8 protein-coding genes are annotated in these 11,272 nt (G+C 45.2%); 6 read left to right on the top strand and 2 right to left on the bottom strand.

What is annotated here, in order from left to right; translation table 11 throughout:
- The first annotated feature begins 13 nt into the window (after window positions 1–13).
- Together HMPREF9186_RS02515 and trxA are read left to right on the top strand one after the other, a co-directional pair.
- The gene (locus HMPREF9186_RS02515) at window positions 14–3,043 is read left to right on the top strand and encodes a CocE/NonD family hydrolase (protein WP_009731251.1); all 3,030 of its coding nucleotides are present in this window, start codon (window positions 14–16) and stop codon (window positions 3,041–3,043) included.
- A gap of 97 nt (window positions 3,044–3,140) precedes the next feature.
- Window positions 3,141–3,455, top strand: a complete 315-nt coding sequence (gene trxA / locus HMPREF9186_RS02510; protein WP_003002728.1) for a thioredoxin — start codon at window positions 3,141–3,143, stop codon at window positions 3,453–3,455.
- Between the two features lie 190 nt (window positions 3,456–3,645).
- Here the strand turns inward: trxA and HMPREF9186_RS02505 are convergent, their stop codons facing one another.
- Entirely contained in the window at window positions 3,646–5,127 is a 1,482-nt protein-coding gene (locus HMPREF9186_RS02505) for an alpha-amylase (RefSeq protein WP_009731250.1), read from the bottom strand.
- Window positions 5,128–5,348: 221 nt separating this feature from the next.
- On the opposite strand from HMPREF9186_RS02505, the gene HMPREF9186_RS02500 reads away from it, so the two are divergent.
- Genes HMPREF9186_RS02500 through HMPREF9186_RS02490 form a run of 3 tightly spaced genes read left to right on the top strand, consistent with a single transcriptional unit; the run spans window position 5,349 to window position 9,399 of the window.
- Entirely contained in the window at window positions 5,349–6,968 is a 1,620-nt protein-coding gene (locus HMPREF9186_RS02500) for a M20/M25/M40 family metallo-hydrolase (RefSeq protein ID WP_009731249.1), read from the top strand.
- A gap of 51 nt (window positions 6,969–7,019) precedes the next feature.
- The gene (locus HMPREF9186_RS02495; protein ID WP_009731248.1) at window positions 7,020–7,763 is read left to right on the top strand and encodes an ABC transporter ATP-binding protein; all 744 of its coding nucleotides are present in this window, start codon (window positions 7,020–7,022) and stop codon (window positions 7,761–7,763) included.
- Window positions 7,753–9,399: a hypothetical protein gene (locus HMPREF9186_RS02490; protein WP_009731247.1), complete on the top strand. Its 1,647-nt coding sequence runs from the start codon at window positions 7,753–7,755 to the stop codon at window positions 9,397–9,399. Before HMPREF9186_RS02495 ends, HMPREF9186_RS02490 begins: the two co-directional genes overlap by 11 nt.
- A gap of 194 nt (window positions 9,400–9,593) precedes the next feature.
- Here HMPREF9186_RS02490 and HMPREF9186_RS02485 read toward each other — a convergent pair whose 3' ends face one another.
- Complete coding sequence (locus tag HMPREF9186_RS02485; protein ID WP_009731246.1) at window positions 9,594–10,436, bottom strand: DegV family protein; 843 nt, start codon at window positions 10,434–10,436, stop codon at window positions 9,594–9,596.
- Window positions 10,437–10,565: 129 nt separating this feature from the next.
- On the opposite strand from HMPREF9186_RS02485, the gene HMPREF9186_RS02480 reads away from it, so the two are divergent.
- On the top strand, window positions 10,566–11,135 hold the full coding sequence (locus HMPREF9186_RS02480) for a TetR/AcrR family transcriptional regulator (protein WP_037599347.1): 570 nt from the start codon (window positions 10,566–10,568) through the stop codon (window positions 11,133–11,135).
- Window positions 11,136–11,272 lie beyond the last annotated feature (137 nt).

The raw sequence follows: 11,272 nt of genomic DNA, 5'->3' as shown, positions 1-11,272 counted from the left end.
TAAGGAGACTGACATGAAAAAGAAAACAATGGTTTCCATTGTCGCATCAAGCTTACTGCTCGCGCCAATGGTTTTGCACCAAGTAGTAGCAGCAGATGAGCAGACAGAAGAGTTAGCCCCATCGACAGAAGTGGTCCATGCTCCATCTACTGAAGCAACACCGACAGCAAGCGACACAAGCACTAGCTCTAGTGAAGAAGGGATAAGCTCAAGTGAGGCCTCGTTGGTTCGGGCGGCAGGTGCCAATCAAGTAGCTCCTACAAGAGAAGCCCACACAGCCCTAAGTGAGCCTACTGTCCCAGTAGCAACTCCAGCAGCAACAAATAGGGAAGCTGGACCTCAATCCACTCCTACTTCAGAAGCACCGGCAACAAGTCAGGATTTGGCAAAGGTCACAGATTCGACCCTTGCAGCGGATCAGAGCTCTAAAGAGTTGACTGTCCAGGATGCTGTTAATGGCTTGCTTCAATGGGCAGCAACAGATCCTAGCCAATTGGGCCAAAGCCAAGCAGATCGCGAACGCTTTGCCAAGAGTTTAGGCTTGATTGAAAAATCAGAAGATCTGACTCGTAAGGTTAGTCAGCCAGAATTGGCCAAGATGTACGAAAGAGCTAAGAAACTCTACGATGCCTATCGTGCTGAAAAGAAAAGCCCGCTCTTTTTAAATGGTCGTGCCCAGCCGATTTTCCCTTATACGACGGGAGAAAAAGAAGACCAAGACTACAAATATGAAGACAGCCAAATTGTACGCTTCCCAGTCTATGTCGAAACGGACTACGATACCGATGCAGATGGCAAGCCTGACTTAGTCAAAGCCATTGTTCAATTACCAAAAGCAGTCGCTCAAGGGGATTTTAAGGCAGCAACCATTCTGGAAGCGCGTCCTTACGTAGCGGGAACCTTGGATGAAAACTATGTGACTCTTGAAAGTCTGGGCTTGCCGACAGATGGATCCTACGACATGAAGAAGTTGCGGGAGCAACCAGCTAAACGCCAAGCAGTCGCCAGTGAAACAACAGTAGAAGCAGCGAAAAAAGCCAAAGCATCGGATTGGTACTACTACAGTCCCTACGAGTATATCTATGACTACGAAGATCTCAACTGGTACGACTATTTCTTGGTCAGAGGCTATGCCTTTATCTCAAGCGCTGGACTTGGGACCAAGGGATCAGAAGGATTTAACACGACAGGGTCTGACCTCGAAATCAATGCCTTCAAGAATATCATCGAATGGGTCAATGGCAAACGCAAAGCCTACACCGATAAGACAAGCAATATCGAAATCAAGGCAGACTGGGCAAGTGGCAATGTCGCAATGACCGGTCTATCCTGGGCTGGCACCACAACCTTTGGTGTGGCAGCGACTGGCGTAGAAGGCCTAAAGACCATCGTTCCAGCAGCAGGGATTGCTTCTTGGTATGATTATTTCAATAGCCAAGGGACCCAATTTGGCAATGCACCTTATAGTGACCTTTCATGGCTCTCCCTCTACGTTAGCACGCGGATGCTGGACCAAGACGATTGGGCAGGGATTTGGCAAAACTATTCCAACTACATCAACCAATTGAATAAGGACCAGTACGCTCATGATCGCAACTACAGTGATGTCTGGAAGGAGCGGGATTATACCCTTCATCCAGAAAATCTCAAGACCAGCGCCCTGATCGTCCATGGCTTGAATGATGACAATGTCAAGACCAAGCATTTTGAACTTATGTACGATGCCCTCAAGAAAGCAGGCCAAGATGTCAAGCTCTATCTCCACCAAGGGGATCACGTCTATCCAGCAGCGATGTCTCGTGGCTATGGGATCACCGCCAAGGGCCAAGATTTCTATGACCTACTCAATACCTGGCTGACCCATTACCTCTATGGTGTGGACAATCACATCGAAAGTTTGCCAGCAGTTCTAGCTCAAAACAACTATGATCCAAGTAAGTGGACCAGCTATGATAACTGGAAGAGCAGTCAACGTCTCTTCTTGAATGCTCAGTCGAAACGCTTGGAAGAAACCATTTCAAGTGACTATGCGGCTGCGGGTGTTGAGATCGCTAACCGTAATGAAACAGTCAGCAAAGCCTCTTCTAAGGCTAATCTGACCTTTGTTTCGGATGTCACTGAGGACACTACGATCAAGGGCCATATTCCCGTTCGTTTCAAGGCAGCTCTAGCCAAGGGTCAAGGAAAGAATTTCCAAATCAACGCCCTCTTGATAGACGTGGCAGATGAGGACTTTGACGTGGTGGGAAATGGTAGCGTCAAGCAAGATAAAACAGCAGATGGTTTCTGGATGGGAAGCAATTTAAGCAACTTATCTGTAGCCGAATACGAAACCATCAAGACCAAGTACAAGGTGATCGCTAAAGGATGGATCAACCTTGCCAATCCTGAGTCCGGCTACGATTCAGCAAGTTCACGAGCTAGTATCGAGCCAAAAGTTGGGGAATACCACGATTACACCGTTTATCTCCAACCAAATCTCTATACGGTTAAAAAAGGTCACAAGTTAGCTCTAGTCTTTAACACCTATGACCCGTCTGATTTAACGGTGGAGCATCCATATGAAGTGAGCTTCAAGACAGATTCTATCCAGGCGGCGATTCCAATTGTCGAAAAGACCCGCGCCCAAAAGGCAAGCTATTTACCAAGTGCAAGCGATACAGACTATGCAAACCTGCCAGAAGTTGAAGGATCTGCTCTAGTAGCACCAGAAGTACACGACAAGGAGGAATATATCCTTCCAACCCCAGAACATCTTGTCCAACCAAGCCCAACTATTCCTGACAAGGTAGAGGAGATGAAGACAGGATCAGCTACACAAGAGCAACCTCATCATTCAGTAACAGTATCCTATGGCCCTCAATTTGTTTCACCAGGATTGGTAGAAGATTTTCCTGCTACCAACTCTACAGCAGGAGGAGAACATCTAAACCATACGCTTCCACAAACAGGGAACAAAGACCATGCTCTGGGTCTCTTAGGTGTGATTACCTTGACAGCTTCTAGTCTCATTTTTTGGCGCAAGAAGAAAGAAGAGGCGTAAAGAGTAACCGTAGCAAATATTTCTAAAATGGCATCATTTAGTGTAAAATAAAAGTAGAAATGCAGAATCAGTAGTCACTACTGAAAAAGGAGGAAATATGGCACACGTAATTACAGATGCAACTTTTGAACAAGAAACCAGCCAAGGGCTTGTCTTGATTGACTTTTGGGCAACTTGGTGTGGTCCATGCCGCATGCAAGCTCCAATCTTGGATCAGTTGGCAGAAGAAGTACATGAAGATGATTTGAAAATCTGCAAGATGGATGTCGATGAAAATCCAAACACAGCGCGTCAATTCGGTATCATGTCGATCCCAACTCTTCTCTTTAAAAAAGATGGACAAGTTGTCAAACAAGTAGCTGGAGTTCATACGAAAGCCCAATTAAAAGAAATCATTGCAGAATTGAGCTAAAAAGAAGACTCGTTTTCCAAACTGGAAAACGAGTTTTTTTTGATGCTCTTTATTTCTCTCAAATAGACGCGATACCCATTGACAGCGTTTTCTCATAGTGCTAAAATGAAACTGTATTTCCTATAAAATTTTTACAGGAAAAAAATCTCCTAGGAAGCTATAGGTCCTAGGAGAAAATTACATATAAAGGTTATTGTCCCTCTGTATCTTGGGCTTGCCAGACGCTGATGGAGCGTTCTGCCACTGGGAATTCAGCAGTACCGTCTTCTTGAACTTGGACAGTTTCAGTACAATTTTCTAGGACGTCATAGTAGGTGAGACCTGCGTATGATGAGCCAATCTCCATGACTTTTGTAGCAGCTTGGTTATTCGAAATCAAGCAGGCAATTGGTGCGGAATCTTCTCTTCCTGAGCGTGTCCAACCGATGCAATTTGGATCATCGAAGTAGTCCGTTTCTTCCCCGTAGGCCAGATCTTTACGAACCCATAAGAGACGATCGAGAACCTCTTGGAAACTTTCTTGCGCAAATTTGCCCTCGATACCGTAGTAGTCTCCATAGAAGACACAAGGCAAACCAGCTTCACGAAGTAAAATCAAGGCATAGGCTGCAGGCTTGAACCATTCTTCAATGGTAGACTCCAAGGCTTGCCCTCTCTGGGTATCATGGTTGTCCACAAAGGTTACAGCCTGTTCCGGATGATTTAGGGCCAGTGTTCCATCAAAAATGGTTCGCAGGTCGAAATTTTCACCCTCTTGGCTAGCTCTGAAGAGGTTTTGGTGGAGAGCTACGTCGACCAGGTCATACAAGTAATCAATACTTTCCAAATACTCATCGTTGGTCTCTTTATCCCCATTCCAAAACTCGCCAAAGACGTAGAAATCTTCTCCAAATTTTTTAGTGATATTGTGGATGAAATTCTTCATAAAGAAGGAGTCGATGTGTTTGACGGCATCCAGACGGAAACCTTCTACACCAGTCGTTTCGATAAACCATTCAGCCCACTGATCGAGATTTTCTACAACCTCAGGGTGTTTGAAATCGATATCGGCGTACATGAGGTAATCGTAGTTTCCATTCTCCTTGTCCACCAGATCCCCATGAGCCCAACCTTTGTTGTCTCCTTGGATTTGGTAGATCCCATTCTTATTACGAGAAGCATCGTAGTCAGTACCGGTGAAGTGGTACCAATGCCAGTGGAAGTCATTATAGGCTCCATTTCGGCCATCAAAGGTAAATTTAGTCCATCCTTGAATGGTGAAGGGCTCAGTGAGGATGTTGTTTCGATCCATGGGATCGACCTCAACGACCTCGAACTCCTCTAGACCATCTGCTGCAGCTTTGTGGTTAAGAACGACATCAGCCATTGGTTGAATACCCACAGCTTTGAGGGCTTGAATGGCTTGCAGATAATCTTCTTTGAAGCCATATTTGGTACGAATCGTCCCTTTTTGGTCGAACTCTCCCAAATCAAAGAGGTCATAGACACCGTAACCAACGTCATTGTTAGAAGTAGCTTTAAAGGCAGGTGGCATCCAGACTTTACGAATACCCAAGTCTGCTAAGTGTTGCGCATCTTCTGCAAGACGCGTCCAGTGGTTGCCATCAGCTGGCAGGTACCACTCAAAATATTGCATTAAGGTTTGATTTTCCATTGTTATTTCTTCTTTCATGTGAATGTTCCTATTTTACCAAAAATAGTTGGATGCGACAAACGTTTGCACTGGAAGCAAGCCCTTTCTAGAAAAGAAATCGCATACAGGAAAGAAGTGAAGTCGGGAGATAATGGCATAGAGTCAGGGTTACCTGTTGGCCACAGAGACATAGAAGTCTGATAGTAGGGATATCCATTATTTTATTTATATTATAGTAGCAAAGAAGGGTGGTTTTAAAAGTGAAAGGAACCAATAGAGAGAGCATCAAAGCGATTTTTACCCAAGCCTTGGCGATTCCAAGCTTCACCAACACGGAGACAGAGCAAGGAATCGAAGCCTTCCTGGATCAACGGATTGCCCAAATCCCCTATTTTAAGGAACATCCGGACCACTTTGGGCGCTATCAGGTGCCACAGGATCATTTGCATCGGTCGGTCAATTGGGCCTTGGTCGATAAAGGCAAGAAAAAAACTCTTATCTTGTTTCACCACCATGATACAGTCGATCTAGAAGACTATGGACATTTGTCGGAAATAGCGCTCGATTCTGATAAAGTAGCAGCAGCCTTGAAAACACTAGATATGCGACCAGATATGCAGGCTGATTTAGCTTCTGGGGATTGGAAATTTGGCAGAGGATCTTGCGATATGAAAGCAGCCTTGGCCCTTCAATTAGGGGTTCTTGAAGCCTATGCGGCGGATCCCTCAGGAGGTCAGGTCAATCTGCTCTATCTCTCTGTTGGAGACGAGGAATCCTATTCACGTGGGATGCGGGGAGCTTTGGGGCTCCTGACAGATTTGCAGGAAAAGTTTGATCTGGATTATGTATTAGCAGTAGATTCGGAGCCCTTTGAATCGGATCTAGAAAAAGAAAAAGTCCTTCACATTGGCACAGTGGGTAAACTCATGCCAGTCGTTGTGGCGCAAGGCGTCTTATCCCATATGAAGGAGCCTCTTAAAGGGATCAATGCCTTGTCGCTCTTAGTGGCCATCGCAAGCCAGCTAGATCTTCATCCCGATATGGCAGATCAGGCGCTGGGAGAAACGTCTCCCCTTCCTTCTTGGTCCTATCTCAGAGATTTGAAGGAGCAGTACGATGTATCGACAGTACTCTATGCGGCTGGTTATTTCAGTGTGCTGCATTTGAAGAAAACACCCCAAGAGCTCTTGCAACGAATCTATGAGCTTAGTCAGGAGGCCTTGGATGCCTTTTACAAGAAGTATGAGCACTTGCAGGATCGGGCTGGCCAAGACCATATGATTGCAAGGCCAAGAGTCATCACCTACCAAGAGCTAGAGGGACGATGCCAAGCCTTAGAGGGTTACCAAGCCTTTAGGGAAGCTTCTAACCAAAAAGCGGAACACGATTTTCGTAATGGGACCAGCTACCAGAGCCTTGCCATCCAGCAAATCCAGCGACTGCTAGAGTTTCTCGGAGATAAGGATCCAATGGTGGTCATTGGTTTTGCGCCCCCATATTATCCTTCTATGAATTGTCGCTTTTTGGACAATTCAGAACTCAAAATCGAGTCCTTGATCGAGGATTACCGCCAGTATCTGGACCAAAAGGGTTATACCTTAAAAGTCGAAGAATACTTTATGGGGATTAACGACACCAGCTATTGTGCCTTGGAAAAGGATGTGGCCTCTTACCAAGTCGTCCTTGACAGCCTAGCCACTCCGGCTCAAATTTATGATCTGGATCTGGAAAAAATTGCTCGAATTCAGGTTCCAGCGATCAATCTCGGGCCCTGGGGCAAAGAATTGCATAAGCGAGGAGAGCGGGTTTACCAAGAAGATTTCTTGGCGACCATTCCAACCTACCTGCTAGATTTGCTCTATCATTTCGATGATCTCTAATGACAATAGAAAACAAACACGATCCCAATGAGGATCGCACAAGGAGTTAGCATGATTACATTTCACGGAGTTACCAAAGATTACGATGGGCACATTGCCCTCAACCACTTGGATCTGACCATCGAAGATGGGCAAATTGTCGGCCTGATTGGCCACAACGGAGCCGGCAAGTCGACAACCATCAAGAGTTTGGTCAGTGTCATCACCCCAACCACTGGGACCATTGAGGTAGATGGTCAGGACCTTTATAGCCATCGGCTAGCGGTCAAAAAGAAGATCGGTTATGTGGCAGATTCACCGGATCTATTCTTGCGTCTCACAGCTAATGAATTCTGGGAGCTGGTTGCGACCTCTTATGATATGAGTCAGAAGGACTGTGATCAACGCTTGGAAGAGCTTCTCAGGATCTTTGATTTTCAGAGTCACCGCTATGAAGTGATTGAATCCTTTTCACATGGGATGCGCCAGAAGGTCTTCGTCATTGCAGCCCTCTTATCAGATCCAGATATCTGGGTCTTGGACGAACCGATGACCGGGTTGGACCCACAGGCTTCCTATGATTTAAAACAAATGATGCGGCAGCATGCGGATCGCGGAAAGACGGTTATTTTCTCTACCCACGTCTTAGAAGTAGCTGAACAACTCTGTGATAAGATCGCCATTCTCAAAAAAGGCAATCTCATTTTCTATGGGACGATCGAGGAATTGAAGGGACAACATCCAGAACAAAGCCTGGAAAGTATCTATCTCAGTCTAGCGGGGCGGAAGGAAGAAGGTGGCGATCATGCGTCTTAAGATCATCCAACAGTTGGTCAATGTCAATATCATCTATGCCAGCCAGCCAGCTCAGATCGCAAAATTACGTGCCAAACAGGCCAAAAGACCGGACGTCAAACTCAATGTTGCCCGAAGATCGGTATTGAACTATCTCTCTTTAGGGTTTTTCTATTTCGTCTTGTTTGGTTTGCTCTTTAGTATCTATGATTTTGTCCATCAACCAGCCTTCTTTGTCAACATAGTGGCCCTTTTTTCCTTGATGACCATTTCCCAAGGTTTTATGAGCTTTTACAATGTCTTTTATGAAAGCAAGGACCTGCAGTTTTACCGGCCCTATGCTTTCTCAGATGCAGAAGTCATAGCAGGAAAGAGCATCTCAGTCATCCTGACTCTTCTCATGGCTATCCTTCCCTTGATCAGCTATTTTCTGATCCTCCCTGTACAGGCAGGTGGCTTTAATCCGTTAGGGATCCTACTAGGTCTCTTTTGTGCTTTGATTCTCTTAGCCGTTCTCTTTTTAGCGACGATCATCCTATCCCATCTGATCACCAAGACCCTCTTTTTCAAAAAACACACGACCTTGGTCTCTAATCTCATGGTCGGAATCGGCTCCCTCTTGAGTTTAGGGGCTTATCTTTATCTAAATCTAGTCCAAACTCACCGGGTAGAAGTGACGGGTGGCGCAGAGATTCCCATTCTATTTCCACCTTTTACGGCCTTTCATCAGTTCATTCTCCATCCTTTTGATGGTGGAGCGATCCTTGGCCTTCTGGGCTGGATAGCGGTGCTGTTGGTCTTGATCGGCCTAGTTCGCAAAATCGTGATCCCACAATTCTATGATGCAGCCCTTGCAGTTGCGACCAACCAAACTGTCAAAGAGCGCGTAAGAGTGCTCCATGTTGGTCAGAAAGACTCCTTTAGACGATTTGTCATTCAGTATCATCGCAGACTCTTGCTTGATGGAACCCTTATGGTGCAAGTACTCTTGATGATGAGCATTCTGCCTTATATTTTCCTACTCAGTGGAGCAGCAGGAGCATCGAAAAATATAGGAGGCCTCAGTCCTTACTTGACGCCCCAGTATTTGGTGCCACTGGCTCTCGTTGCCTTCTTGATCGGTGTTTTCAATAGTTTTGGAGGCTTGACCAGTATCGGTATCTCGCTGGAGCGTGAAAACTTTGAGTATTTGAGATCGCTCCCTATTGATTTCAAACGCTATCTCTTCATGAAGTTTTGGTTGCTCTATCTAGTGCAATCCATTCTTCCTGTCATTCTTCTGGTTGGTGTTTGTCTCTATTTTGGCGTCCATCCATTAGCCATCCTAGCCATGTTGCTGATCTGGGTCGTAACGACTATTCCGATCTGCATTCGAGACTATGTTAAAGATTTTCAAAATTTTAGCACCAATTGGACCAATATCACGGAGTTGATGACCCGTCATCGTGGGAATGCAGCTCTTCAGTCTATTCTCTTGATTGTCTTTCTCTTTGTGATGTTTCTCTTAATCATTGGCAGCTTCATTTGGACCTATCATTCCGTCAGCACCCTCCTGGCTGTGATACTTTATAGTATCATCCTGCTAATCGGAGCAGGAATCAGCTATAGCATCTACCGCAAAAAAATCCGCACTCTCTACCAAGAGATCGGAGAATAAAAAGAGAGAGTGGGACAGAAATCGGTCATTCGTTAGAATTCGATTTCGTCGTTCCACCTCCGCACAGTTGAGTAGGGCTGTAACAGCTGATGAAATCAGCGTAGTAGAGCCCACTCAACCACTGCGTCTTGCTCGACAATCCAAAAACAATTGAGAGGCTAGGACAAAAGTCCTAGCCTCTTTTTAGTGGTAACTTAGATCTCATAGCCCATGAGGAGGCCGCCTTCTTCGGCGTAGAAACTACAAAGTCCGGAAGTAGGAAGAACTTCGATGTTTGCACGGGCAAATTTTTCACGAACCAATTCAGAGAATTGCTCGATAAATTTTTCATTGTTGCGGTGGGCGATGGTAATATGCCCGCCATTATAGCCTGCCTTGATTAATTCATCAAAAGCAGCCTTGATCGCTTTCTTTTGGCCCCGTGCTTTTTGAAGCAACTCGAGGGTACCCGTCTTACTAGCTTCCCCAACCATACGGATATTGAGGAGCCCGACAACCGTTCCAATCAATTTGCTGAGACGCCCATTTTTGACCAGATTATCAACCTTGGCCAAAACAAAGAGCAACTTGGTTTTTTCTTGATATTTGGTGATGACTTCGACCACTTGATCAAAATCGAGACCTTCAGCGACCAACTGATTGAGCTTGCGAACGATTAGGTCCACCTCGCCCCCAGCTGACAAGCTATTAATGACGTGAATATTGGTATTCGGATGCTCTTCCAGATAAATTTTCTTGGCCACCTCAGCACTATTGTAACTACCAGAAAGGGTACCTGTGATGGTAACAACGAAGATATTATCCGCCCCTTCAAAAGACTTCATATAGTCATCTGGACTTGGACAGGCAGATTTAGAAGCAGTCGCAGTCGCATACATCTCTTCCATCATCTGATCGATATTGAGGTGGGCGTCATCTGTATAGATGGTCTCGCCCACTTGGATGGTCAATGGAACACTGATAAACTCTGTATCTGGTGCCAGATTGTCCAAAGAGCGGTAGTCGCAGCCTGAATCCGCAATAATTTTCCATTTCATTAGTAATTACCTCATAGTTATATAAAAATGTACATTGACAAGTAGTATGTCTTCTTTTACAATTATATCATGAAGTACAATGCTATCCAAGCAGATATCATCAGGTGAGACAGATAGAAAGTAAATGTTATGGCAGAAAGAAAAATATCTGAGAAATCCTTGGAAAATCTCAAACGATTTAACCAAGAAAACAATGCGATTACACGAGAATCCATCGAAATCTCTCTCCTGCAATTGTTGGAGAAAAAAGATCTGAAAAAGATCACCATCTCTGAGCTGGTTCAGCGTGCAGGTGTCTCTCGCGCGGCCTTTTACCGCAATTATGGATCAAAAGAAGAGATTCTAGAGTCCATCTTTCAATCTAGTATCGCAAAGATTACCAAGTCTTTAGATGGCTACAACCTTAAGACAGACCTCTACCAGGTCTGGGTCTACCTCTTTAAGGAAGTCAAGAAAGAAGCCAAAATCATTAGCCTAGCCATTGATTATAATTTTGAGCGACTCTTGACCAAGGCAGTCTATGATTTTCTAGAAAAACGAAATGGCAGCTCCTCAAATGGCGCTGGCAGCTACCTCAATTCTTTCTGGAGCTCCGCCATCGTCTCTGTCATCTCCAAGTGGATCAAGGATGGCATGAAGATCCCCGCTGAGAAGATCGCGACTCTAGGGCTCCCCCTCTTTCCACAAAAGAAGAAGTAAGAACCACCGAGAGGTGGTTTTTTCTTGCAACTATTTCCAACTAGTGAGGAAGTTGCCCCAGTCGCAAAATTTCGGTATCATGGTAAGAGTTAACTTGTAAAGTTAAACCATTAAGTTGGACTTTTAAGTGATTTATT

This window comes from Streptococcus sp. F0442, from assembly GCF_000314795.2.
Classification (GTDB): Bacteria; Bacillota; Bacilli; order Lactobacillales; family Streptococcaceae; genus Streptococcus.
The sequence above is the reverse complement of the archived record's forward strand: the minus strand, read 5'-3'. Positions and strand labels throughout refer to the sequence as shown.

What these genes read in the sequence shown, in the direction of transcription:
- HMPREF9186_RS02485 (WP_009731246.1), bottom strand. Translation starts at nt 10,436, where the DNA reads ATGAAATGGAAAATTATTGCGGATTCAGGCTGCGACTACCGCTCTTTG.
- HMPREF9186_RS02490 (WP_009731247.1), top strand. Translation starts at nt 7,753, where the DNA reads ATGCGTCTTAAGATCATCCAACAGTTGGTCAATGTCAATATCATCTAT.
- HMPREF9186_RS02505 (WP_009731250.1), bottom strand. Translation starts at nt 5,127, where the DNA reads ATGAAAGAAGAAATAACAATGGAAAATCAAACCTTAATGCAATATTTT.
- HMPREF9186_RS02480 (WP_037599347.1), top strand. Translation starts at nt 10,566, where the DNA reads ATGGCAGAAAGAAAAATATCTGAGAAATCCTTGGAAAATCTCAAACGA.
- trxA (WP_003002728.1), top strand. Translation starts at nt 3,141, where the DNA reads ATGGCACACGTAATTACAGATGCAACTTTTGAACAAGAAACCAGCCAA.
- HMPREF9186_RS02515 (WP_009731251.1), top strand. Translation starts at nt 14, where the DNA reads ATGAAAAAGAAAACAATGGTTTCCATTGTCGCATCAAGCTTACTGCTC.
- HMPREF9186_RS02495 (WP_009731248.1), top strand. Translation starts at nt 7,020, where the DNA reads ATGATTACATTTCACGGAGTTACCAAAGATTACGATGGGCACATTGCC.